This is a genomic window from Mesorhizobium sp. M0701, assembly GCF_040320365.1.
GTDB lineage: Bacteria > Pseudomonadota > Alphaproteobacteria > Rhizobiales > Rhizobiaceae > Mesorhizobium.
The window spans coordinates 21,284-45,724 of sequence record NZ_JAMYPO010000005.1 but is presented as its reverse complement, the minus strand read 5'-3'; the positions used below and the strand labels follow the sequence as shown (position 1 = coordinate 45,724).

Below are 24,441 nucleotides of genomic sequence, written 5' to 3'. Positions count from 1 at the left end.
GGCTGGCGTCGTCGTGGCAAACTCACTCGACGGAAGTATCGGGCTCCCTACCATCGGCATCGGCAACAGCGCCGCTTTCAGCATTCTCTTCGATCTCTTCATCCGCTTGCGGTTCTGAAATTCGCTCCACCGAAACGACCTTCTCGCCCTCTGCGGTATTGAAGATGGTAACGCCCTTGGTGGCGCGGCTGGCGAAACGAATGCCGTTCACTGGAACACGGATAACGGTGCCGCCATCCGAAACCAGCATGATCTGATCGTCATTGCCGACCGGGAAGGTCGCCACCAGGCGGCCGATTTCGGCCGTTTTCGAGACGTCGGTGGCGCGAATACCCTTGCCGCCACGGCCAGTCAGGCGGAAATCGTAGGACGATGAACGCTTGCCGTAGCCATATTCCGTCACCGTCAACACGAACTGCTCGTGCGCCTTGAGGAATTCATAGCGGTCGTCGGAAAGCTCTGCCTCTTCGCCGACCTCTTCATTGGTGAGCTGGATTTCTTCCTCCTCGCCGGCCGCGATGTCAGCAGCGAGCCGGCGTTCGGCCACCACCCGCTTGAGGTAGGCGGCACGCTCCGCCGGCGGCGCATCGACATGCTCGATCACCGCCATCGAGATCACCCGGTCGCCATCGGCCATCGCAATGCCGCGCACGCCGACCGAATTGCGGCTCTGGAAGACGCGTACGTCGCTGACCGGAAAGCGGATGCACTGGCCGGAACTTGCCGTCAAAAGCACGTCGTCATTGTCGGTGCAGGTCTCGACGCCGAGGATCTCGTCGCCCTCCTCGTCCAGCTTCATGGCGATCTTGCCGTTGCGGTTGACCTGGACGAAGTCCGACAGCTTGTTGCGACGCACGGTGCCGCGCGTGGTGGCAAACATGACGTCGAGCTCGCCCCAACTCGTCTCATCCTCCGGCAGCGGCATGATCGTGGTGATGCGCTCGCCCTGTTCGAGCGGCAGCATATTGATCAGCGCCTTGCCGCGCGATTGCGGGTTGCCGATCGGCAGGCGCCAGACCTTTTCCTTGTAGACGATGCCGCGCGAGGAGAAGAACAGCACCGGCGTGTGCGTGTTGGCGACGAACAGCCGGGTGACGAAATCCTCTTCCTTGGTCGACATGCCGGAGCGGCCCTTGCCGCCGCGGCGCTGCGCCCGGTAGAGCGACAGCGGCACGCGCTTGATGTAGCCGGAATGGCTGACCGTGACGACCATGTCCTCGCGCTGGATCAGGTCCTCGTCTTCCATGTCCGCCCCGCCCTCGGCGAGTTCGGTGCGGCGCGGCGTGCCGAACTCGTCGCGCACGGCGATGAGCTCGTCCTTGACGATCTGCTGGACGCGGGCGCGGGACGAGAGGATGTCCAGGTAGTCCTTGATCTCGTCGCCGATCGTGTTCAGCTCGTCGGCGATCTCGTCGCGGCCGAGCGCGGTCAGGCGCTGCAGGCGCAGTTCGAGGATGGCGCGCGCCTGCTCCTCGGAGAGATTGTAGGTACCGTCCTCGTTGATGCGATGGCGCGGGTCGTCGATCAGAAGAATCAGCGATTCCACGTCGCCCGAAGGCCAGCGCCGCTCCATCAACTGCTCGCGCGCCGTCTGCGGGTCCGGAGCGCTGCGGATCAGCTTGATGACTTCATCGATGTTGGCAACAGCGATGGCAAGGCCGACCAGCACATGGGCGCGGTCGCGCGCCTTGCGCAGCAGGAATTTCGTGCGCCGGCTGATCACCTCCTCACGGAAGGCGACGAACGCCTTCAGCATGTCGGTCAGAGTCAGCAATTCCGGCTTGCCGCCGTTCAGTGCCACCATGTTGGCGCCGAAGGACGTCTGCAGCGGGGTGAAGCGGTAAAGCTGGTTGAGGATGACATCGGCGACCGCGTCGCGCTTCAGTTCGATGACGACGCGGTAGCCCTGGCGGTCGCTCTCGTCGCGAATGTCGGAAATGCCTTCGATGCGCTTGTCGCGCACCAGCTCGGCCATCTTCTCGATCATCGACGCCTTGTTCACCTGATAGGGAACCTCGGTGATGACGATCGATTCACGATCGTTGCCGCGCGCCTCGACGTTGACGCGGCCGCGCATGACGATGGAGCCGCGGCCGGTCGAATAGGCGCTGTAGATACCGGAGCGGCCGAGCACGATGCCGCCGGTCGGGAAATCCGGCCCCGGAATGATCTCCATCAGCGCCGGAAGGTCGATGGCCGGATTATCGATGAGGGCAATGGCGCCGTTGCAGACCTCGCCCAGATTGTGCGGCGGGATGTTGGTGGCCATGCCGACGGCGATACCGCCGGAGCCGTTGACCAACAGGTTCGGGAAGCGCGCCGGCAGGACTTTCGGTTCGCTGCCCGACGCATCGTAAGTGTCCTGGAAATCGACGGTGTCCTTGTCGATGTCTTCCAGCAACTCATGCGCGACCTTGGTCAGCCGCGATTCCGTGTAGCGCATCGCCGCCGGCGGATCGCCGTCGATCGAGCCGAAATTGCCCTGCCCGTCGATCAGCGGCACGCGCAGCGACCAATCCTGCGCCATGCGCACCAAAGCGTCGTAGATCGAGGCGTCGCCATGCGGATGGTATTTACCCATCACGTCGGCGACCGGGCGTGCCGATTTCACATATTTGCGGTTCCAGTGATAGCCGCTCTCATAGGCGGCGTAGAGGATGCGGCGATGCACCGGCTTGAGGCCATCGCGCACGTCCGGCAGCGCGCGGCTGACGATCACGCTCATGGCGTAATCGAGATAGGAGCGCTGCATCTCCTCGATGATGGATATCGGCTCGATGCCGGTGGGGCCGCCGTCGGCGCCGCGCGGTGTCTTTTGGTCGGTCAAATCGGATCACAATCTAATCAGGAATCACTTGGTGCTTATATAGGAAGCCGGCCCGAAACTCCAACAATCGCGGCAGTTTTCCAGTGTGGTTTTTAGCGGCAAATTCAAAAGGATAAACCAATTGCGACGATATGGCCGTGGCACCCTTTCACGGGCGTCGCCGGCGGACGTGATAAGTACCCGGCGCCTCGCCCATCAGCCGCCGGAAACGGCGGTTGAAGGTCGACAGATCGTTGAACCCCGCCGCAAAGGCGATCGCCGAAATCGTCTGATCCGACGTCCGCAGCCGCACTGCTGCCCTGTGCAGCCGCGCTCTCAGCAGGAACTGGTAGGGCGTCATGCCGGCGACGTGCCGGAAGGTGCGCAGGAAATGGTAAGGGCTGGTGGCGGTCTCGTCGGCGAGTTCGGCAAGCGAGATCGGCCGGTCGGCATCGACTTCGATGCGCCGCACCGCTTCGGCGACACGCTTCTGGTCACGGCGGCTCGGCGTCCGTCCCCGATCCGTAGCGCTGCAAGCCGCTGTTACCGCGGCACCGGCAATGCGCAGGGCGAGTTCCTCGAACGCGCCGGCGTCGGCCATCTCGCGCGCCGCCTCCGCTTCGGCAAGCAGCGGCACCAGCGCCGGCAAGGGCGGCAGGCGCGGCGTGCCGAAATCGAGCGTCTTCGCGCTCGGCACGTCGGCGACGATCCGCTCCATATAGGCCGGTCCGAAATGGAAGGAGAGGCAGCGGTCGCCGGCGCCATGCTCGTGACCGCATTCATAGCATGTGCCGGGATTGCCGAGCAGGAGCGCGCCCGGCGCCAGCATCGCCGTGCCCTCGCGCGCACGATAGCGGAAGGTGCCGTTGGTTACGGCGGCAACGCAGAAATCCCGATGCTCCTCCTCGAATGGCCTGTCGGCGGCGCTGGCGGTGCAGATGACATCCGACACCTGCCAGCCTCGGCCCGACGCCAGCCTGTGCGCGCTCGTCGTCATCGCCGAAACATAGCAACTTTTCCCAAGCGCAGAACCCCTGTCGGCCTCTATGCTTGCCGGTCTCCTGACAAGATGAGAGCGAAGCCATGTCCAATTCCTTTGCCAAGGCCCTGCACAGCGATGGGCCCGTACCGGCCCTTGCCGAGAAACTGAATCTTTACGGCCGCTTCGTCGGCGCCTGGACGTTCGACGCCACGCGCCATCTCGAGGACGGTCAGGTGCTGACCGGGCGCGGCGAAGTGCATTTCGGCTGGGTGCTCGAAGGCCGCGCGATCCAGGACGTATGGATCCTGCCTGCCCGTGACGCCGGCCCCTCGCCCTCGCTCGGCAAATGGACCTTCTATGGCACGACGTTGCGCGTCTACGATCCCGGCGTTGACGCCTGGCACATCTTCTGGAGCGATCCGCGCAATCAGTACTACAGCCGCCAGCTCGGCCGTGCCGAGGGCGACACAATCATCCAGCAAGGCGCAGACGGCACCGGATCTGCTGTGCGCTGGAGCTTTTCGCGCATCACCGAAAATTCGTTCCGCTGGCTGGGCGAACGCTCACAGGACGACGCCGCCACCTGGCGTCTCGAAGTCGAGTTTCTGGCGCGCCGGGCCGTCAGCCCCTGATCCGCACGGTTTCCACTGGCTCCGCTTTGCTCTACCAATCCCGTTATCCGGCTTTGCCGGCGGGGAGGGTCAGCATGCCGAGCTTCGACAGCCTGTTCAACGCCTTCGTCACCATACTGGTGACGATCGATCCGCCCGGCCTGGCGCCGCTCTTCCTCGCCGTGACCCGCGGCATGAACCGCGAGGAGCGCAACCAGGTCTCCGTGCGCGCCTCGGTCATCGCCTTCCTGGTAATGGCGTTGTTCGCAATCGCCGGCGCGTCGATCCTGTCAGTCTTCGGCATCACTCTGCCGGCCTTCCGCGTCGCCGGCGGCTTTTTGCTGTTCTTCATCGCCTTCGAAATGGTGTTCGAGCGCCGGCAGGACCGCAAGGAGAAGATCGGCGACGTCGCCATCACCAGGGACATGATCCACAACATCGCCGCCTTTCCGCTGGCGATCCCGCTTATTGCCGGTCCCGGCGCGATTTCGGCGACCGTCCTGCTCTCAAGCTCGTTTCAGGGTTTGGGCGCGCAGATAGCGCTTGTCGGCATCATCGCCATCTGCCTCGTCATCACCTACCTGGTGTTCGTGCTGTCAGAGCGCATCGACCGTATCCTCGGCCAAACCGGCCGTTCGATCCTGACAAGGCTGCTCGGCGTCATCCTGGCGGCGCTCGCCGTACAGTTCGTCGCCGACGGCATCAAGGCGCTGATGGCGACGTAGCAACAGCCCTACTTCGCTGTCGTTTCAATGACTTCGAAGTCGTGGGTAATCTCGGCAGTCTTGGCCATCATTGCCGAGGCCGAGCAGTATTTCTCGATCGAAAGCCCGATCGCCCGCTTCACCTTGTCGTGTGATAGCGTCCGGCCCTTGACGACAAAATGCATGTGAATGCGGGTGAACACCCTGGGATCGGCTTCTGCACGGTCGGCATCGAGTTCGACCACGCAATCTTCGACCGCCTCGCGCCCCTTTTCGAGGATATGGACCACGTCATAGGCCGAGCAGCCGCCAGTGCCGATCAGCACCAGTTCCATTGGGCTCGGCCCCGGCGTCTTGCCCTCCGGCCCGAACGCAGTGCCTAGCACCAGCTTGTGCCCATTGGCGGACTCGCCAACGAAAGTACGCTCCTCGACCCATTTGACCCTTGCCTTCACCTGATACGTCCTTTCACCGCTCAAACGCACAACGTCCCGAAAATCCAAGACAGATTTTCGGGACGCCATTTCGTGGCCAAGGTGCCGGCGCTTTTCGCCGCAAGGGCAGTCCGCCCCAAGAAATCAGAACGGGATTTCGTCGTCCAGCTCGCGCGACGAACCACCGCCGCCGCCCTTGTTGGCGCCACCGCGATTGAAACTTTCGCCCGGGCCGGACTGGCCGAAATCGGAACCGCGGCTCGCACCACCACCGGCATAGTTGCCGACCTGGCCGCCGCCCTCGCCCCGCGCATCGAGCATCTGCAGCTCGCCGCGGAATTTCTGCAACACGATTTCGGTCGTATAGCGGTCATTGCCGGTCTGGTCCTGCCATTTGCGCGTCTGCAGTTGGCCCTCGACATAGACCTTCATGCCCTTCTTCAGATACTGCTCGGCCACCTTGGCGATCTGGTCGTTGAAGATCACGACATTGTGCCACTCGGTCTTTTCCTTGCGCTCTCCGGATGTCTTGTCGCGCCAGCTTTCCGACGTCGCGATGCGGATGTTGACGACCGGGTCACCCGAATTCAAGCGGCGGATTTCAGGGTCCGCCCCGAGGTTGCCCACCAGAATGACCTTGTTGACGCTACCCGCCATGATACTTCTCCGCGCTCATCCGAAACCAAATTTTTGTCGCCGCACCTTACAGGCTATGGACAATCCCTGCCTGCCGTCGCTGCCTTTTCCCACAACGTTTTTGTTCTCTTTTCGTTCTATAGGAGAGGCCCTGCGCTGTCAATAGTTGTCAGTAAGAAGTAGTGTCTTGGCGTCGAATTTCCACAGACCATGGGATCGAGGCGAACGCATGAAGATGGTTGCGCATGACGATCAGCCGCAAGAAGAGTGGCGGACGGGAGTAAAGACCCGCATGCATGTCTCGGCCTGCAACGGCGCAACTCAACTTTGCATATTTGAACAATGGGTCGAACCCACGGTTGGCGCCCCGACACATTGGCACCCGGTCGAGGAAGTGCTTACCGTCATCGCTGGCAGGGCCGAGATGTGGATCGACGAAGAGCATCTCGTCTTGACTGCCGGACAGTCGCTTGTTGTTGCCGCGCGCAGGCGACATGGCTTCCGAAACGTCGGCTCCGAATTGCTTCATATTCATGCTGTGCTCGCGTCACCAGTTTTCGAGGCGACGTTCAACGGATCCCCCGACATGGTGAGACGCTGGCTTCCAGCGAGTTTGTAAAAACCTCGCCTGTCTTAAAAAACACCGCCTGTCTTAAAAAACACGGCTTGCCAAACCGATAAGTATTGACTTATGCTTTCGGCATGATCGAAGCAGCCATTTTTCGGGCACTAGCGGATCCAACGCGTCGCGCCGTCTATGAGCGGCTCGCCGACGGCGAGATGACGGTGTCGGAACTGCGCACTGGCATACCGGTATCGCAGCCGGCGGTATCGCAACATCTCGCAGTGCTGCGCGGCGCCGGCCTCGTGGTCGAGCGCCGGGCCGGTCGCAACGCCTATTACCGCGTCGATCCGAAGGGGCTTGCGCCACTGCTCGGCTGGATCGAACGCTACCGTGCGTTCTGGCCAGAGCGCATCGAAAGGCTCAAGACGGTTTTGAAGGACATGGACCAATGACCAGCCGAGGCAAAGAACGCGCCGAAATGGCCGCAGACAAGATCGAGTTCGAGTGCGAGCTGCCCGAACCGCCGGAAAAGGTGTGGCGGGCGCTGACGGTGCCGGACCTGCTCGCGGCCTGGATGATGCCGAACGACATCAAGCCCGAAATCGGCAACCGCTTTGCCTTTAAAGCGCCGAATGCGCCGATCGAGTGCGAAATCCTCGACGCGGATCCCGGACGGCTGCTGCGCTATTCCTGGCGGGAGCGGCCGGCGCCCGGCGATACGCAGGTGCCGCCCGGCAGCCCCCTGGACAGCACAATAAACGACAGCCCAGTGGACAGCATCGTCACCTTTACGCTCGACCGCACCGTTTCCGGCGGCACGCATCTGCGCATCGTCCATGATGGTTTTGCTCGGGCAGCAGTGCCGGAGATCGCGATGGCAGGCGCCGGTTGCCGGCTTTCCTTTGAAGCGCGCACTCCCAGGCACAAGCAGATCGCCGCAAACACCCCGCGCCTCTTCCTGCGCGCGGCCTGAACGACAACAGTCAACGGAGACAACCGATGAGCGGCCTTGCCAATCTGGTGCCGATGGTGATCGAGCAGTCGAGCCGCGGCGAACGTGCCTTCGACATATTTTCGCGGCTGCTGCGCGAGCGCATCGTCTTCATCAACGGCCCGATCGATGACGGCACCTCGGCGCTGGTCTGCGCCCAGCTTCTGTCGTTGGAATCCGACAATCCCGACAAGGAGGTCTCGCTCTACATCAACTCGCCGGGCGGCGTAGTGACCAGCGGTTTCGCGATCTACGATACGATGCAGTATATCAGCTGCCCGGTCTCCACGGTTTGTATGGGCTTCGCCGCCTCGATGGCCTCGTTCCTTTTGATGGCCGGCACACCGGGGCGGCGCATCGCGCTACCCAACACCAGCATCGTGCTGCATCAGCCTCTCGGCGGTTTCCAGGGCCAAGCCTCCGATATCCAGCGCCATGCCGAGGGCATCCTTCGCACCAAGCGGCGCATGACCGATCTTTACGCCCGCCATTGCGGCCGCACCTACGAAGAAGTGGAACGCACGCTCGACCGCGACTTTTTCATGACCGCGCAGGAGGCCAAGGATTGGGGCCTCGTCGACCATGTTTTCGACACTCGCAAGCAGGCCGCATGAACGAGCCGGGCCGGCGGACGGAACTGAGGAGATTGAGCGCCCGCAATTTCAGCGCCATCGGTCTGGTCTTGCCGCTATCGCGGCACTATAGTCCGGCGATGACCGCCAGCCGCTCATCCAGCCTGTTATGCCTTGCCATCGCTACCGTAGCCGGCACGAACATGCTGGTGGATATGGCATTTGCCCAAGATAATTCGACGTCTTCGCAAAAGGGCGCCCTGCCCGGTGTGACCAGCGATTATCGCATCGCCGAGCCAGCGCCGCAGCCTGAGCCTGACGACGTGGCTTCAGGCAGCGGCAACGGCACCTTCAAGATTGGCGATACCGACGTTCGGATTTCCGGTAGCATCACCATCGATGTCGCTACCGGCGGGATCAGGCCGTCCAGCCGCTAAGTTCGCCTGGTGTGAACCACAAATATTGCGCTTCAAACGAACAGCCCCGCCATTGCGTTTGCAACTGACGGGGCTTTCTTGGATCTGAAATCCAAATTGCCGAGAGTGTACTGCCGGCTTTTTATTTCGGATGCTTCGCGGCGTTCAGCCGACGATCCGACTAGCAGTCTCTGATTGTTGTGGGGATCGGCAGGTCAACGTAGGCAGGTAGCGCTAAACGCCTGACCTGGCTACTTATACCTGCCGCGGCTCCAGCGACACGTGGAGCCTCAAGGAACAATCCGGTGGAGTCATGCCTCTGCTCTCCTTCTGTTCGTTGCGACTGTCGTCGAAGCGCTCATCGCATAACCCGCGGCGTCTCGCAGGCTAGCCCCAGGCCGCGAGGCCATCGAAAGACGGCCGGCTTCGTTGACAATTGGATTCTGCCCCCATGACGCGGGGACGTCAACCTTGAATAGCCGGGTTGCCGAAAAATGTGATCGCGAGACGCTTTGTGAAGCCGGCTGCGCGGGCAGCTTTTGTCAGGAGCGTGTTCGGCCTTTGTTCTTTCCGCTTGCCCGTTCGCGCGAAAGGCGGTTAAACGCTTTGGTCGAGAGTTGTGGCGTCTCTCGAAAAGGCGGCGAAATTACCTACATAGGGGATGGTCGGGAAAACCCGCCCATCCCACGAATTCCAGATTCTGAGGCGGCGACCGGCGATGGCCGACCATAAATATCTCTCCATTCGCGGGGCACGCGAACACAATCTGAAGAATGTCGATCTCGACCTGCCGCGTGACAGCCTGATCGTCATGACCGGCCTGTCGGGGTCGGGCAAGTCGTCGCTTGCCTTCGACACCATCTACGCCGAGGGCCAGCGCCGCTACGTCGAGAGCCTTTCGGCCTATGCACGGCAATTCCTCGAAATGATGCAGAAGCCTGACGTCGACCAGATCGACGGCCTGTCGCCGGCCATCTCCATCGAGCAGAAGACCACCTCGAAGAACCCACGTTCGACGGTCGGCACCGTCACCGAGATCTACGATTATATGCGGCTTTTGTTCGCCCGCGTCGGTGTACCCTATTCACCGGCCACCGGCCTGCCGATCGAGAGCCAGACGGTTTCGCAGATGGTCGACCGGGTGCTTGCTGTCGAGGAAGGCACCCGGCTGTTCATTCTGGCGCCGATGGTGCGCGGCCGCAAAGGCGAGTACCGCAAGGAACTGCTGGAGCTGCAGAAGAAGGGTTTTCAGCGCGTCAAAGTCGATGGCGTCTTCTATGAGATCGCCGACGTGCCGGCGCTGGACAAGAAGTACAAGCACGACATCGACGTCGTCGTCGACCGCATCGTCGTGCGCGGCGATCTGGCGACGCGGCTCGCCGATTCCATCGAGACCGCGCTGAAGCTGGCCGACGGGCTGGCAGTGGCGGAATTTGCCGACAAGCCGCTCGACGCCAGCCAGACCGGCGAGGATTCGGTCAACAAATCGAAGAACGAGACGCATGAACGCATGCTGTTCTCGGAAAAGTTCGCCTGCCCGGTATCCGGCTTCACCATTCCCGAGATCGAGCCCAGGCTATTCTCCTTCAACAATCCGTTCGGCGCCTGCCCGACCTGCGACGGGCTCGGCAGCCAACGCGCCATTGATGCCAGCCTGGTCGTGCCCGACGAGAATGTCTCGCTGCGCGCCGGCGCCGTCAGCCCTTGGGCGAAGTCGAGCTCGCCCTACTATGCGCAGACGCTGGAAGCGCTGGGCATTGCCTATGGCTTCAAGCTCGGCGACAAGTTCAAGGATTTGAGCGAGGAGGCAAAGCAAGCCGTCCTGCACGGCACCGGCGAGCGCGAAATCACCTTCCATTATGATGACGGTCTGCGCTCCTACAAAACGACGAAAACCTTCGAGGGCGTCATCCCCAATCTCGAGCGCCGCTGGAAGGAAACCGAATCCGCCTGGATGCGCGAGGAGATCGAGCGCTTCATGTCGGCCACGCCCTGCCCGGCCTGCCGCGGCTATCGGCTGAAGCCCGAGGCGCTCGCGGTCAAGATCGCCGGCAAGCACATTGGCGAGGTCACCGAGCTGTCCATCCGCAAGGCCGACCAGTGGTTCACCGATCTGCCCGCTTCGCTCAACGACAAGCAGAACGAGATTGCGGTGCGCGTGCTCAAGGAAATCCGCGAGCGGCTGCGCTTCCTCAACGATGTCGGTCTCGACTATCTGACGCTGTCGCGCAACTCCGGCACGTTGTCGGGCGGCGAGAGCCAGCGCATCCGGCTGGCTTCGCAGATCGGCTCCGGCCTGACCGGCGTGCTCTATGTGCTCGACGAGCCGTCGATCGGCCTGCACCAGCGCGACAACGCCCGCCTGCTCGACACGCTGAAGCATCTGCGCGACATCGGCAACACGGTCATCGTCGTCGAGCATGACGAGGACGCCATCCTGCATGCCGACTACGTCGTCGATATCGGCCCGGCGGCCGGCATCCATGGCGGCCACATCATCGCCCAGGGCACGCCGCAGCAGATCATGGCGACGCCCGCTTCGATCACCGGTAAATATCTGTCGGGCGAGCTCGAAGTGGCGACGCCGGCAGTGCGGCGTGAGGCCAAGAAGAACCGCCGGCTGAAGGTCGTCGGCGCGCGCGGCAACAATCTGAAGAACGTCACCGCCGAAATCCCGCTCGGCACCTTTACCGCCATCACCGGCGTATCCGGCGGCGGCAAGTCGACCTTCCTGATCGAGACCTTGTTCAAGGCGGCGTCGCGCCGCATCATGGGCTCGCGCGAGCATCCGGCCGAGCACGACCGCATCGAGGGGCTCGAATTCCTCGACAAGGTCATCGATATCGACCAGTCGCCGATCGGGCGCACCCCGCGCTCCAACCCCGCCACCTACACCGGCGCCTTCACGCCGATCCGCGACTGGTTCGCCGGCCTGCCGGAGGCCAAGGCGCGCGGCTACCAGCCGGGCCGCTTCTCGTTCAACGTCAAGGGCGGCCGCTGCGAGGCTTGCCAGGGCGACGGCGTCATCAAGATCGAGATGCATTTCCTGCCCGACGTCTATGTCACCTGCGACGTCTGCCACGGCAAGCGCTACAACCGCGAGACGCTCGACGTCCTGTTCAAGGGCAAATCAATCGCCGACGTTCTCGACATGACGGTCGAGGAAGGCGTCGATTTCTTCGCCGCCGTGCCCGGCGTGCGCGACAAGCTGGAGACGCTGAAACGGGTCGGCCTCGGCTACATCCATGTTGGCCAGCAGGCAACGACTTTGTCGGGCGGCGAGGCGCAGCGCATCAAGCTTGCCAAGGAACTGTCGCGCAAGGCGACCGGCAAGACGCTCTACATTCTCGATGAGCCAACCACCGGCCTGCATTTCCACGACGTCGCCAAGCTGCTTGAAGTGCTGCACGAGCTGGTCGACCAGGGCAACACGGTCGTCGTCATCGAGCACAATCTAGAGGTGATCAAGACCGCTGACTGGGTGCTCGATCTTGGCCCCGAAGGTGGCGACGGCGGCGGCGAGCTGGTAGCGTCCGGCACGCCGGAGGACATCGTCCGCGAAAAACGCAGCTATACCGGCCAGTTCTTGAGGGAATTGCTGGAGCGGCGCCCCGGAGGCAAGCGCGAAGCGGCGGAGTGATGGCAAAGAACGGTCTCATCACGGTCCAAAGCCGCTTCGGCGTGGCCGAGACGATCGATCGCCTGGTCGGGACTGTGGAAGGTGCAGGATTGCTGGTCTTCGCCCGCATTGACCACGCCGCCGGTGCGCGCAGTGTCGAAGCTTCCCTGCGTCCGACCCAGCTTCTGATTTTTGGCAACCCGAAAGGCGGGACGCCGCTGATGCAGGACCGGCAGCTTGCCGGCATCGATCTGCCGGTCAAGGCACTGGCTTGGGAGGATAAGCAAGGCAAGGTCTGGCTCTCCTACAATGACGCGCACTGGCTCGCTGAGCGCCACGGCTTGGGCGACGCCAGTCGCAATGCCGTCGCCGCGATAGCGGCCGGCATGGACAAGGTGATTGCGGCCGCTGCCGGCGCGGGCCAGTTTTGATCATGAGAGCCGCTCGGGCCGATGATCTCCCCACGGTGATCTCGCTTACCACCGACGCCTACGCGCCCTACACTGCCCTGTTCGGAGCGCCGCCGATCCCCGTCACCGAGGACTATGCGCCGCGCATAGAACGCGGCGAGGTCTGGCTTTCGGAGCAGGACGGACAGCCGGCCGGCTTGATCGTTCTCGAACGACATGCGGACCATACAATGATCTTCAGCGTCGCCGTTGCGCCCGCCTTTCAGGGCAAGGGTTTCGGCATCGGGCTGCTCGACTGGGCCGAGCAACAGACGCGCTTGTGGAGCTTGCCGGAAATCCGACTCTACACCAATGCCAGAATGGAACGGAACGTTTCGTTGTATAAGGCCTACGGCTTTCGCGAAACGGGTCGCCGGCCCAATCCATATCGGCCAGGATGGACGGTCGTCGACATGGCGAAAGCCGTCGAGACGACCGCCATCGCGTGATCCTTTTCTGCAAACCGGGAGGACGACCATGACTCAATCAGGAACAATCCGCGCCGGTATGGGCGGCTGGACCTTCGAGCCGTGGGACACGTCCTTCTACCCTGACAAATTGTCAAAGGCCAAGCAACTGCATTATGCCAGCCGGCAGGTGCCCACTATCGAGGTCAACGGCACCTATTATTCGAGCTTCAAGGAGCCGACCTTCGTCAAATGGGCCAACGAGGCGCCGGATGGTTTCGTCTATTCGCTGAAGGGCAACCGCTTCGTCACCAACCGCCGCGTGCTCGGCGAGGCCGGGGAATCGATCATGCGCTTCCTCGGGTCGGGCGTCGCGGCACTTGGCGACAAGCTCGGGCCGATCCTGTGGCAGTTCGCGCCGACCAAGAAATTCGACCCGGACGATTTCGAGGTTTTCCTCAAGCTGTTGCCGGAAAAGCAGGACGGCGTTGCGCTGCGCCACGCGGTCGAGGTGCGCAACGACAGCTTCATCGTGCCGGAGTTCGCCGCCTTGGCGCGAAAGCACAAGGCCGCCATCGTCTATGCCGACCACGCCAAATATCCGGGGATTGCCGACGTTACCGGCGATTTCATCTATGCGCGGCTGCAGACCGGCAGCGACGACAATCCCGATTGCTACACGCCACAGGCGCTCGACGAATGGGCGGCGCGCGCAAGAACCTGGGCGGAAGGCAAGGTGCCGGCCGACCTGTCGCGCGCCGATCCTTCAACCGACGCGCCGGTCAAGCCACGCGACGTGTTCGTCTACTTCATCACAGAGGGCAAGGTCCGCGCTCCATTCGGCGCCATCGCGCTGATGAAGCGGGTCGCAGGCTGACGCCCCGCTGTCGGTGGTCCGCCTGGCTTGGTCCTAAACTACCGGCTATGCGGCGCGTTCGTCCGGACGCCGATCAACCCTGACGATCTCGTTAAAGGCATCGAGATCGACATAGAAGACCTTGGTGATCTCCGCGATGAGTTCGTCGTGGTCATACCCCTGCGATTTCAGAATGTTGATGGCTGTCAGGATATCGACGCGCTCCGTGAGCCGTCGTTTCTGGTAGTCCTCGACATAGCGCTCCATCGTCTGGCCCTGGCTCCCAAGCACCCGAAATGTTGGACGACAACAGATCGCTGGAAGGGAACGGCTTGCGCGCAAACGTGCCGGCGCGGCCCGCGCCTTCCCCTGATCTGCCAAATTGGAACTGGTACGGAAAGCGGCCGACTCACCAAGGCCAAGCAAAATCTAGCACGCAATCTTCGGCGCGCCAGAGTTGCAAACCAATGGAATCAATAAGAATTCAGACAGTCAGGAATTTGCGGACGTCCGCCCGGTCGAGATCCTCGGCGGGGCCGGTATGGACGATCTGGCCGCGGTCCATGATATTGACCTCGTCGGCCAATTCCCGGCAGAAATCGAGATATTGTTCGACCAAAAGCACCGCAATGCCGGCCTGGTCGCGCAGATAGCGGACGGCGCGGCCGATGTCCTTGATGATCGACGGCTGGATGCCTTCGGTCGGCTCGTCGAGCACCAGCAGCTTCGGCCGCATCACCAGCGCCCTGCCGATGGCAAGCTGCTGCTGCTGGCCGCCGGAAAGATCGCCGCCGCGGCGCGCGAGCATCTGCTTCAGCACCGGAAACAATTCGAAGACGTGAGCGGGAATGTTGCGATCGGCGCGCTTCAACGGCGCAAAACCGGATTCGAGATTTTCCCGCACCGTAAGCAGCGGAAATATCTCCCTGCCCTGCGGCACGAATGCGATGCCCGACCGGGCGCGATCATACGCCGCGCTCCGGTCGAGCGCCTTCCCCTCGAAGGCAACGCTTCCGCTCGTCAGCCGGTGATGGCCGACGATCGATCTCATCAAACTGGTCTTGCCGACGCCGTTGCGGCCGAGCACGCAGGTGATCTTGCCGGCGCTGGCCTTCAGCGAGACGCCGCGCAGCGCCTGGGCAGCGCCGTAGTGCAGCGTGGCATTGGAGACTTCGAGCATGGTCAGTGCTTTCTCCAACGCGTGAAGAACGAAAGGTCGAAATGATGGAACGGAACGCGCCAGACCATGTTCATCTCCCCAGATAGACTTCGACGACGCGCTCGTCGGCCGAAACGAAGTCGAGACTGCCCTCGGAAAGCACCGAGCCTTCGTGCAGGCAGGTGACCTTGACGCCGAGCTCGCGCACGAAATGCATGTCGTGCTCGACGACGATGACAGAATGGTCGCGCGCGATGTCCCTGAGCAGCCGCGCGGTTTCCTCGGTCTCGGCGTCGGTCATGCCGGCAACCGGTTCGTCGACCAGCAGCAGCTTCGGATCCTGCGCCAGAAGCATGCCGATCTCGAGCCATTGCTTTTGGCCGTGGCTCAGATTGGCGGCGAGTTCGTCACGCTTGTCGCCAAGCCGGATGATGCCGAGGATGCCGTCGATCTGCCGCACGTCCGCGGCCGACCGACGATGGAACAGTGCCGGGAAGATCGAGCGCGGGCCTTTCAGCGCCAGCATCAGATTGTCCTCGATCGTGTGGCTTTCGAAGACGGTCGGCTTCTGGAATTTACGGCCGATGCCCATCATGGCGATTTCGGCCTCGTCGTGTTTGGTTAGGTCGACCTCACCGTTGAAGAAAACTTCACCCGCGTCGGGCCGCGTCTTGCCGGTGACGATGTCCATCATCGTCGTCTTTCCGGCGCCGTTGGGGCCGATGATCGCCCGCATCTCGCCCTTGTCGAGCACCAGCGAAAGGTTGTTGATGGCGCGAAACCCGTCGAAGGAAACCGACACGCCGTCGAGATAGAGGATGGTGTTGCTCTTCGACATCAGGCCATCACTCCGCCGGCTGCGGTTCGACGCCGGAGGCCGACCAGTCGCCCGGCCTTCTCGCCGCCGAGCGGTCGGTTTTCGGCGGCACCGGCGCATCGGGATCGATGCCGGCTTCCTCGGCAACCGAGGCCGCCCGCAGCGCCTTGGCGTTGCCGCGCCAGGAATCCCACATGCCGATGATGCCCTTGGGCAGGAACAGCGTGACGGCGACAAACAGTCCGCCCAGCGCAAACAGCCAGAATTCAGGCAGCACGCCGGTGAACCAGGATTTACCGGCATTGACCAGAAGCGCGCCGATGATCGGCCCGACGATGGTGCCGCGCCCGCCGACGGCCGCCCACACCACCACCTCGATCGAATTGGACGGCTCGAATTCGCCAGGGTTGATGATGCCGACCTGTGGCACGTAAAGCGCACCGGCGATGCCGGCCATCACCGCCGACACGGTGAAGGCGAACAGTTTGACGTTCTCCGCCCGCCAGCCGAGGAAGCGTGTGCGGCTTTCGGCGTCGCGCACCGCCATCAGAAGCTTGCCGTACTTGGAACCGACGATTGCCCAGGTGACGAAGACGGCAAACGCCAGCATGACGGCGCTGGCCGCGAACAGCGCCGAGCGCGTCATGTCGGCCTGCACGTTGAAGCCCAAAATGTCCTTGAAATCGGTCAGGCCGTTATTGCCGCCGAAACCCATGTCGTTGCGGAAAAAGGCAAGCAGCAGCGCATAGGTCATCGCCTGGGTGATGATCGACAGGTAGACGCCGGTGACGCGGCTGCGGAAGGCAAACCAGCCGAAGACGAAGGCGAGCAGGCCGGGCACCGCAAGCACCATGATCGCGGCAAACCAGAAATGGTCGAAACCATACCAGAACCATGGCAATTCCTTGTAGTTAAGGAACACCATGAAATCCGGCAGCAACGGATTGCCATAGACGCCTCGCGAGCCGATCTGGCGCATCAGATACATGCCCATCGCATAACCGCCGAGCGCGAAGAAGGCGCCGTGGCCGAGCGAGAGGATGCCGCAATAGCCCCAGACGAGATCGAGCGCCAAGGCGAGCAGCGCGTAGCAGAGGTATTTGCCGGTGAGCGCAACGATATAGGACGGCACGTAAAACGCACTTGTCGGCGAGACCGCAAGATTGAGCAGCGGCACGATGATGGCGACCGCCAGCAGGATGAAGATGGTGATGGCGACACGGCGGTCGGCGCCGGCGGCAAAGAAGCGTCCCGTGATCATGCTTCCACCGACCTGCCCTTTAGCGCGAACAGACCGCGCGGGCGTTTCTGGATGAACAGGATGATCAGCACCAGGACGACAATCTTGCCGAGCACTGCTCCGGCATAAGGCTCGAGGAACTTGTTGACGATGCCGAGCGAGAAAGCGCCGACCAGCGTGCCCCAGAGATTGCCGACACCGCCGAAAACGACGACCATGAAGCTGTCGATGATGTAGCCGCGGCCGAGATTGGGCGAGACGTTGTCGATCTGGCTGAGCGCGACACCGGCGATGCCGGCAATGCCGGAGCCGAGTGCAAACGTCAGGGCGTCCACCCACGGCGTCCTGATGCCCATCGAGGCAGCCATGCGGCGATTGGCGGTGACGGCACGCATCTGCAGCCCCCAGGGCGTGCGTTTCATCACGTAGAGCAGCACCGCGAACACGCCGAGCGCGAATACCAGGATCCAGAGCCGGTTCCAGGTCACGGCAAGCTGGCCGATATTGAACGAGCCGGACATCCATGACGGGTTGCCTACCTCCTGGTTGGTCGGTCCGAACATGGTGCGTACGGCCTGCTGCAGGATCAGCGACACACCCCATGTCGCCAGCAGCGTCTCCAGCGGCCGTCCATAGAGGAAGCGGATCAGCCCGCGCTCGATGACAAGGCCGACGAGCGCCGCCACCAGGAACGCCAGCGGCAGGGCGATGATCAGCGACCAGTCGAACAGACCGGGAAAGGAATTACGGATAACCTCCTGCACGACGAAGGTCGTGTAGGCGCCGAGCATGACCATCTCGCCATGCGCCATGTTGATGACGCCCATGACGCCGAAGGTGATGGCCAGGCCAATCGCCGCCAGCAGCAGCACCGATCCAAGCGATATGCCATACCAGATATTCTGGCCGGCATCCCACAGCGCCAGCGTCGAATTGATGTTGGCGATCGCCGCGGTCGCCGCGTCCTTCACCGCACCTTCGGAACTGGCCTCTACCGACGTGAGCAGCGACACCGCATCGCGGTCGCCGCGCGCACCTATGAGCGCGATCGCCGCCAGTTTGTCGGCCTCCGGCCTGTCGGAAACGAGAATCGACGCGGCGCGGGCCTGTTCTAGCAGCGCCTTGACGCTTGCCACGCTCTCATTGGCGATCGCGGTGTCGAGCGGCTCGATGTTTGCCGCGTCCGGCGTCTTGAACATTGTGTCGGCGGCGGCAATGCGCACGGCCGGATCCTTGGAGCCAAGCGTCAGTGTGCCCAGCGCGTCGCGAATGACGCGGCGCAGCGTGTTGTTGACCTTGATCTTGCTGATGTCGGCCTTGGCAGCTTCGCCCGATCTTTCGCCGGTAAGCGCATCGAGCAGCTCGATGCCGTCGCCGCTCTCCTTGCCGACAAAGACCAGTGAATCGGCCTTGCGCACGTAAAGGCTGCCCTCCGCAAGCGCGGCAAGCGGCCGTTCTACGGCCGGATCGCCGGAAGCCGCAAGCTCGCGCACCACGGCTTCTATCGCCGGAAAATTGGCGGCGGTGGCGAATTTGGCGATGACCACGCGCAGATCTGCTTCGCTGGCGTTCGACGGCAGCAGCGTCCCCAGGAGAAGGAGCAGCATCAGGCCAATCGCGCGGATCAGGATCATTGGTTTCTGGTGGCTCTTGAAGATTGAATGTCGCCTCCGGGCAGGCTGGAGGAGGAGCCTGCCCGGAGGCTTGCGGGTCTGGGAGGACAGACCGGGAGGATCAGTTGGTTCCCTTGCCGCCGCATTTGCCGGTGGCAACGTTGAAGTTGCCGCAGGACAGAGGCGCGCGCCAATCGGAGATCAGGTCCTTGGAGTCAGGCAGATAGTCGGACCACTCGTCGCCCATCACTAGGCCCGGCGTCTGCGAGACGGTTTCGAACTGGCCGTCGGCCTGGATTTCGCCGATCAGCACCGGCTTGGTGATGTGATGGTTCGGCATCATCGTCGAATAACCGCCGGTCAGGTTCGGCACCGAGACGCCGACCATGGCGTCGATGACCTTGTCCGGATCGGTGGTGCCGGCCTTCTCGACCGCCTTCACCCACATGTTGAAGCCGATATAATGGGCTTCCATCGGGTCGTTGGTGGTGCGCTTGTCGTTCTTGATGAACTTGTGCCAGTCGGCGATGAACTTCGCGTTCTCGGGCGTATCGACGCTTTCGAAATAGTTCCAGGCGGCGAGATGGCCGACCAGCGGCGCAGTGTCCAGACCGGCAAGCTCTTCCTCGCCGACCGAGAACGCCATGACCGGGATGTCCTCGGCCTTGATGCCCTGGTTGCCGAGCTCCTTGTAGAATGGCACGTTGGCGTCGCCATTGACAGTCGAAACGACGGCGGTCTTCTTGCCGGCCGAGCCGAACTTCTTGATCGCCGAGACTTCGGTCTGCCAGTCGGAGAAACCGAACGGCGTGTAGTTGACCATGATGTCTTCGGCGGCAACGCCCTTCGCCTTCAGATAGGCCTCGAGGATTTTGTTGGTGGTGCGCGGGTAGACGTAGTCGGTGCCTTCGAGCACCCAGCGCTTCACCGAACCGCCGTCCTCGCTCATCAGATAGTCGACCGCGGGAATGGCCTGCTGGTTCGGCGCCGCACCGGTGTAGAACACGTTGCGCTCGCTTTCCTCGCCTTCGTACTGGACGGGGTAGAACAGGATGTTGTCGAGCTCGCTGAACACGGGCAGCACCGATTTGCGCGACACCGAGGTCCAGCAGCCGAACACCGCCGCGACCTTGTCCTTCGAGATCAGCTCGCGCGCCTTTTCGGCGAATAGCGGCCAGTTGGAAGCCGGATCGACGACGACCGCCTCGAGCTTCTTGCCGAGTAGGCCGCCCTTGGCATTCTGCTCTTCGATGAGCATCAGCATGGCGTCCTTCAGCGTCGTCTCCGAGATCGCCATGGTTCCCGACAGCGAATGGAGGATGCCGACCTTGATGGTGTCGTCGGCCGCCTTGGCGGGAATGCTCATCAGCAGGCCGGCGGTGACCACGCCGGCCGAAAACATTTTTGTTATTGTCGAGAAACTGCCCCTCATACTTTTAAACTCCCAAGCTGGTTAACTGCATCGGAACAGACCATGCAACGGCTGTGCCAATCACCGGCGAAAGATCGGAGGGTTTGAGATTTCCCAGCCCTGTCAGTCGGTTAATGTATTAGCCGCAGGAGATGAACCTCGCCTGCTTGGTTTGAAATGAGAAAAGATCACTCGTATCAGCCTAAGTTTTACTCATATACAGGCCAATGCCCGAATTTTGAGCAGCATCATATGAGCGCTGGCGAGGATTGCAGCGCCGCAGCGAAATGGGGCAAGTTCGACCCTTAAACGAGCGACGCCATGGCCTTCCGAACGTCTTGCATTTTCATCACCATGCTTCTGCTGGCGACGACGACCGTAGCGCGCGCCGGCTTCAGCGACGGCAAGCTGCCGGACGGCTCCTATCATTGCGAAGTCTATCTGCTAGGCATGTTCCTCAGCCTCGGCGACATCGCCATCAAGGGAAACGTCTATAGCGGTCCGGTTAGCTTCGGCACCGCGCCGCAGAGTTATAACTACCAGATGGATGCAGACGGTGTGATTACCTGGCTGGGTCCGCTGGGCGGTTACACCAGCGGTGGCAACTCGATCTCGCTTACGCAGGCGACGCTGGAAAGCGGAACCACCCCGTCCTTCGACATCATCATGAAGCAGCCAGACGGCGCCTTTACCGCCTCGACCTGCACGAAGCGTTGAAAAAAGTGCGGAACCTGGCGAGGTGCCATACTCCGAAGCAGAAAGCCGCCTAGCTCTCCGCCGCCATGTCGAGTGCTAGCCGGGTCATATCGGTGAACAGCCCCTGGCGTTCGGAATAGTCGGTCTGCTCGCCGGTTGCCACATTGTCGACGACGGTCAGGATCGACAGCGCCCGGGCGCCGAAATCGGCCGCAATGCGGTAGAGTGCGCTGGTTTCCATATCCACGGCGAGCGCCCCCTGTGCCTGTGCTTCGGCAAAGCGTTCGCGCCCCAGCGGATGATAAAAAATATCGCTGCAGATGGTCAGCCCGGCCCGATGGTCGATGCCGAGTTCCGCAGCCCGGGCCAACGCCTGGGCCAACAATGCCGGATCGGGGCCGGCATCGGCACGATAGAGCCCAAAAACCTGGCCGCTCTCCGCATTTTCGCCACGCACCGATTGCGCGATCACCAGGCTGCGCAGCACCACCTCAGCGGTCAGGCCGCCGCAGGTGCCGGTGCGGATCAACGTTTTCGCACCGTAGAAATCCAGCAGCTCGTGCACGTAGACCAGGAATGACGGGACGCCGATGCCGGTGGACTGGACGCTGACAGGCTTGCCGCGAAACAACCCGGTAAAGCCGAGCGCGCCGCGGCGGCGGTTGACGCAGCGCGGCGCTTCCAGAAAGGTCTCCGCCATCCATTCAGCGCGCTGCGGGTCACCCGGCAGCAGCACCGTGCTTGCGTAGTCGCCTTTGCTAGCCTCGTTGTGTGGCGTCACGGCATGCTTTCCAAAACCCGTCGCCCGTTTCGCCTGCAATCATGGCAGTCTCACGACATTGCGCAAGCGGAGCGTTGGAAGGGTCAGGATTCAAGCATGTCCTTTACGATCGTGGCCAATTGCTTGAGCGAAAACGGCTTCGGCAAGAAGCCGAAATGCGCGTCGGCCGGCAAGTTCTTGGCGAACGCGTCTTCGGCATAGCCGGACACGAAGATAAACTTGATGTCGGGTTGCCGTTTGCGCAATTCGCCAAGCAGCGTCGGGCCATCCATTTCCGGCATCACCACGTCCGACACCACGACGTCGACCTTGCCGCCGAGCGCTTCGTAGACTTCAAGCGCCTCGACGCCCGACGACGCCTCGTGGACGGTGTAGCCGCGCGATTTCAGCGCCCGCATGCCGCCCATGCGCACGGCGTCCTCGTCCTCGACCAGCAGCACCGTGGCCGAGCCCGACAGATCCTTGGCTGAGTCGGCGATCTTGGCAGGGGCGGCCGGCACTTCTCCAGCCTCGCCCGCCTTCCTTGCCTCCGCAATGTGCCGCGGCAGGAAGATGCGGAACACGGATCCCTTGCCGACTTCGGAATCGCAGAAGATGAAGCCGCCTGTCTGCTTGATGATGCCATAGACCATGGACAGGCCGAGGCCGGTTCCCTTGCCAACCTCCTTTGTCGTGAAGAAGGGTTCGAAGATCTTTTTCAGCACATCAGGCGCGATGCCGCTGCCGCTGTCCTCGACCTCGACCAGCACATAGTCGGCCGGAGTAAGTTCGCGGTAGGAAAAGGTCTTGCACTCTCCGGCGCTGACGTTGCGGGTGCGTACGGTGAGGTCGCCGCCGGCCGGCATCGCATCGCGCGCATTGACCGCCAGATTGACCACCACTTGCTCGAACTGCCCGATATCGACCCTGACCGGCCACAGGTCGCGGCCATGGTCGATCTTGAGCTTGATGTCGTTGCCGACCAGCCGGGCAAGCAGCATCCTGAGATCGGCGAGCACATCGGTCAGGTTGAGCACCTCCGGCCGCAGCGTCTGCTTGCGCGAGAAGGCCAGCAACTGCCGCACCAGCGAGGCCGCCCGGTTGGCATTCTGCTTGATGTTCATGATGTCCGGGAACGACGGATCGGACGGCCGGTGGTTGGTCAACAGCAGGTCCGAGGCCATGATGATGGCGGTCAGCACATTGTTGAAATCATGCGCGATGCCGCCGGCGAGTTGGCCGACCGCCTGCATCTTCTGGCTCTGCGCCATCTGGCCCTCGAGGGCCTTTTGCTCAGTGGTCTCCACGGCATAGACAATGGCCGATTCCTCGGCGCCCTCGCCACCGGTACCGTCTGCGACCGCGTTGACGTAGAAGCGTATGTGGCGCTCCTCATTGCCGGGCAGCACCGTATCGATCGGCTCGATGTCAGCCTGTTGCTGGCGTGCCTTTTCGAACGCCGCGGCGAAAGCCGGCCGGTCGCGCTCGTGGATCACCGTATCCAGCCGCACACGCCGATCGACCGCGTCGCGGTCGACGACCGAGGAAAACAGCGACAGGAACGGCGCATTGGTGCGCAGGATGCGGCCGGCATGGTCGACGCCGGCTATCGCCATCGGCGTCGAGTTGAAGAACCGCGTGAAGCGTATTTCCGATGCGCGGAGGTCGGCCGAAGCGTCCTCGCCTTGCGTCCGGTTGAGCACGATGGTGCGAGTCGGGCCGTTGAGCCCCTCTCGGCTGGCCGAGACACGATGCATGAAGCGCACCGGCAGCGCCTCGCCGGTCATCGTCGTCAGATCGAGGTCGATAACGGCATTGCGCGTGGTACCAGCGTCGGCCTTGACCGAACGGACCAGCGCCATGCCGTCGCCGGCGACGATCTCCGGCAGCGTGATGGCGCCGGGAGTGAAGCTGGCCAGGTCGATGCCCAGCCACTCCGCAAGGGTCGCGTTGACATAGGTGACGCGGCCTTCCTGGTCGGCCGAAAAGAAGCCGGCCGGCGCATGGTCGAGGTGATCGATCGCCTTTTGCAGGTCGAGAAAGAACCGCTCCTGCTCGGCTCGTTCCTGCGAGATGTCGGCAAGCTGCCAGGCAAGCATGGGCAGCCGCTGGCCGGGAACGCTGAAGGCGCGGGCCCGAACGCGGTACCAGCGAGCGCCCGGTTCGGCGCCTGGCCGAATGGACTGCGCGAGCCGAAACTCGCCGTCGCCAGGCTGGCCGTCACGCAGGCCGGACGCCAGCCGGTATATGGTCACCGAGGCCTCGGGAACGTCTGAAAGCAAACCTTCGACCGTCTTGAGGTCGGCGGCCGACTCGGCACCCGTCATATCGGCATAGGTCCGGTTGGCGTAGATGATACGGCCTTTGGTGTCGGTGACCAGGAGACCTTGCGACATCGAATCGACGAAAGCTTTCGACAGTTCGTCGCTTGTCGAGCGCGGCGTGATGTGCACGAAGCCGATCGCAGTGGCGAATAGAAAGCCGACGCCGATCATCGCCAGCACGCCAAGCATGCCAAGCAGGAATGGATCGCCAAGGCGCTCGCGGAAAAGGCCGAAGACGATCGCTGCCCCAGTCAGGACGACGATGAAGACGATAAGCCGGGTGACCGCTCCCGGTCGCGTGTTCTGGTCGACGATAGGTACCGGATAGAAATCGCCGCGCGCTTCCTTGGCCATGTGCCCCCTGCTCGTGAAT

Annotated in this window: 24 protein-coding genes; 12 read left to right on the top strand and 12 right to left on the bottom strand. The window is 62.6% G+C overall.

What is annotated here, in order from left to right; translation table 11 throughout:
• Positions 1–22: 22 nt before the first annotated feature.
• Both gyrA and NKI24_RS06760 read right to left on the bottom strand, forming a co-directional pair.
• A complete protein-coding gene (gyrA, locus tag NKI24_RS06765; protein ID WP_352471697.1) occupies positions 23–2,827 on the bottom strand; it encodes a DNA gyrase subunit A in 2,805 nt (934 codons plus the stop codon).
• 148 nt (positions 2,828–2,975) lie between these two features.
• Positions 2,976–3,803: a helix-turn-helix transcriptional regulator gene (locus tag NKI24_RS06760; protein WP_352744060.1), complete on the bottom strand. Its 828-nt coding sequence runs from the start codon at positions 3,801–3,803 to the stop codon at positions 2,976–2,978.
• An 86-nt stretch (positions 3,804–3,889) separates the two neighbouring features.
• On the opposite strand from NKI24_RS06760, the gene NKI24_RS06755 reads away from it, so the two are divergent.
• Together NKI24_RS06755 and NKI24_RS06750 are read left to right on the top strand one after the other, a co-directional pair.
• Entirely contained in the window at positions 3,890–4,420 is a 531-nt protein-coding gene (locus tag NKI24_RS06755) for a hypothetical protein (protein WP_352744058.1), read from the top strand.
• A 74-nt stretch (positions 4,421–4,494) separates the two neighbouring features.
• On the top strand, positions 4,495–5,124 hold the full coding sequence (locus NKI24_RS06750; RefSeq protein WP_352705504.1) for a MarC family protein: 630 nt from the start codon (positions 4,495–4,497) through the stop codon (positions 5,122–5,124).
• An 8-nt stretch (positions 5,125–5,132) separates the two neighbouring features.
• Here the strand turns inward: NKI24_RS06750 and NKI24_RS06745 are convergent, their stop codons facing one another.
• Both NKI24_RS06745 and NKI24_RS06740 read right to left on the bottom strand, forming a co-directional pair.
• Positions 5,133–5,558 (bottom strand): OsmC family protein, encoded by a 426-nt coding sequence (locus NKI24_RS06745; protein ID WP_352705738.1) that lies wholly within the window; start codon positions 5,556–5,558, stop codon positions 5,133–5,135.
• Between the two features lie 123 nt (positions 5,559–5,681).
• Positions 5,682–6,194, bottom strand: a complete 513-nt coding sequence (locus NKI24_RS06740) for a single-stranded DNA-binding protein (protein ID WP_352448761.1) — start codon at positions 6,192–6,194, stop codon at positions 5,682–5,684.
• 208 nt (positions 6,195–6,402) lie between these two features.
• Here NKI24_RS06740 and NKI24_RS06735 point away from each other — a divergent pair, with 208 nt between their 5' ends.
• From NKI24_RS06735 to NKI24_RS06695, 9 genes are all read left to right on the top strand, one after another.
• Complete coding sequence (locus tag NKI24_RS06735; protein WP_352744056.1) at positions 6,403–6,792, top strand: cupin domain-containing protein; 390 nt, start codon at positions 6,403–6,405, stop codon at positions 6,790–6,792.
• A gap of 83 nt (positions 6,793–6,875) precedes the next feature.
• The gene (locus NKI24_RS06730) at positions 6,876–7,190 is read left to right on the top strand and encodes an ArsR/SmtB family transcription factor (RefSeq protein ID WP_352744054.1); all 315 of its coding nucleotides are present in this window, start codon (positions 6,876–6,878) and stop codon (positions 7,188–7,190) included.
• Positions 7,187–7,711: an SRPBCC family protein gene (locus tag NKI24_RS06725; RefSeq protein WP_352744052.1), complete on the top strand. Its 525-nt coding sequence runs from the start codon at positions 7,187–7,189 to the stop codon at positions 7,709–7,711. Before NKI24_RS06730 ends, NKI24_RS06725 begins: the two co-directional genes overlap by 4 nt.
• A 26-nt stretch (positions 7,712–7,737) precedes the next feature.
• Complete coding sequence (locus NKI24_RS06720; RefSeq protein ID WP_352455702.1) at positions 7,738–8,343, top strand: ATP-dependent Clp protease proteolytic subunit; 606 nt, start codon at positions 7,738–7,740, stop codon at positions 8,341–8,343.
• Positions 8,340–8,738, top strand: coding sequence for a hypothetical protein (locus NKI24_RS06715; protein WP_352744049.1), 399 nt, complete (start codon positions 8,340–8,342; stop codon positions 8,736–8,738). The genes NKI24_RS06720 and NKI24_RS06715 overlap by 4 nt, the downstream gene beginning before the upstream one ends.
• Before the next feature lie 697 nt (positions 8,739–9,435).
• Positions 9,436–12,357: an excinuclease ABC subunit UvrA gene (gene uvrA / locus NKI24_RS06710; protein ID WP_352744047.1), complete on the top strand. Its 2,922-nt coding sequence runs from the start codon at positions 9,436–9,438 to the stop codon at positions 12,355–12,357.
• Positions 12,357–12,767 (top strand): DUF302 domain-containing protein, encoded by a 411-nt coding sequence (locus NKI24_RS06705; RefSeq protein ID WP_352448755.1) that lies wholly within the window; start codon positions 12,357–12,359, stop codon positions 12,765–12,767. The genes uvrA and NKI24_RS06705 overlap by 1 nt, the downstream gene beginning before the upstream one ends.
• Complete coding sequence (locus tag NKI24_RS06700; RefSeq protein ID WP_352744045.1) at positions 12,764–13,234, top strand: GNAT family N-acetyltransferase; 471 nt, start codon at positions 12,764–12,766, stop codon at positions 13,232–13,234. Before NKI24_RS06705 ends, NKI24_RS06700 begins: the two co-directional genes overlap by 4 nt.
• 28 nt (positions 13,235–13,262) lie before the next feature.
• Positions 13,263–14,069, top strand: coding sequence for a DUF72 domain-containing protein (locus tag NKI24_RS06695; protein WP_352744043.1), 807 nt, complete (start codon positions 13,263–13,265; stop codon positions 14,067–14,069).
• Between the two features lie 45 nt (positions 14,070–14,114).
• Here the strand turns inward: NKI24_RS06695 and NKI24_RS06690 are convergent, their stop codons facing one another.
• The 6 genes from NKI24_RS06690 to urtA form a co-directional block, all read right to left on the bottom strand.
• Positions 14,115–14,315: a hypothetical protein gene (locus NKI24_RS06690; RefSeq protein ID WP_023674857.1), complete on the bottom strand. Its 201-nt coding sequence runs from the start codon at positions 14,313–14,315 to the stop codon at positions 14,115–14,117.
• 217 nt (positions 14,316–14,532) lie between these two features.
• On the bottom strand, positions 14,533–15,228 hold the full coding sequence (gene urtE / locus NKI24_RS06685) for an urea ABC transporter ATP-binding subunit UrtE (protein WP_352744041.1): 696 nt from the start codon (positions 15,226–15,228) through the stop codon (positions 14,533–14,535).
• Between the two features lie 70 nt (positions 15,229–15,298).
• Complete coding sequence (gene urtD / locus NKI24_RS06680; RefSeq protein WP_352744034.1) at positions 15,299–16,045, bottom strand: urea ABC transporter ATP-binding protein UrtD; 747 nt, start codon at positions 16,043–16,045, stop codon at positions 15,299–15,301.
• Between the two features lie 7 nt (positions 16,046–16,052).
• Complete coding sequence (gene urtC, locus NKI24_RS06675; RefSeq protein ID WP_352744032.1) at positions 16,053–17,285, bottom strand: urea ABC transporter permease subunit UrtC; 1,233 nt, start codon at positions 17,283–17,285, stop codon at positions 16,053–16,055.
• Positions 17,282–18,898: an urea ABC transporter permease subunit UrtB gene (urtB, locus tag NKI24_RS06670; protein ID WP_352744030.1), complete on the bottom strand. Its 1,617-nt coding sequence runs from the start codon at positions 18,896–18,898 to the stop codon at positions 17,282–17,284. The genes urtC and urtB overlap by 4 nt, the downstream gene beginning before the upstream one ends.
• A 100-nt stretch (positions 18,899–18,998) precedes the next feature.
• Positions 18,999–20,309 (bottom strand): urea ABC transporter substrate-binding protein, encoded by a 1,311-nt coding sequence (gene urtA / locus NKI24_RS06665; protein ID WP_352448748.1) that lies wholly within the window; start codon positions 20,307–20,309, stop codon positions 18,999–19,001.
• 300 nt (positions 20,310–20,609) lie between these two features.
• Here urtA and NKI24_RS06660 point away from each other — a divergent pair, with 300 nt between their 5' ends.
• On the top strand, positions 20,610–21,005 hold the full coding sequence (locus tag NKI24_RS06660) for a hypothetical protein (protein ID WP_352448747.1): 396 nt from the start codon (positions 20,610–20,612) through the stop codon (positions 21,003–21,005).
• Between the two features lie 49 nt (positions 21,006–21,054).
• Here the strand turns inward: NKI24_RS06660 and NKI24_RS06655 are convergent, their stop codons facing one another.
• Together NKI24_RS06655 and cckA are read right to left on the bottom strand one after the other, a co-directional pair.
• Complete coding sequence (locus NKI24_RS06655; RefSeq protein ID WP_352448746.1) at positions 21,055–21,765, bottom strand: purine-nucleoside phosphorylase; 711 nt, start codon at positions 21,763–21,765, stop codon at positions 21,055–21,057.
• A gap of 83 nt (positions 21,766–21,848) precedes the next feature.
• Positions 21,849–24,422, bottom strand: a complete 2,574-nt coding sequence (gene cckA / locus NKI24_RS06650) for a cell cycle histidine kinase CckA (protein ID WP_352448745.1) — start codon at positions 24,420–24,422, stop codon at positions 21,849–21,851.
• Between the last annotated feature and the right edge of the window lie 19 nt (positions 24,423–24,441).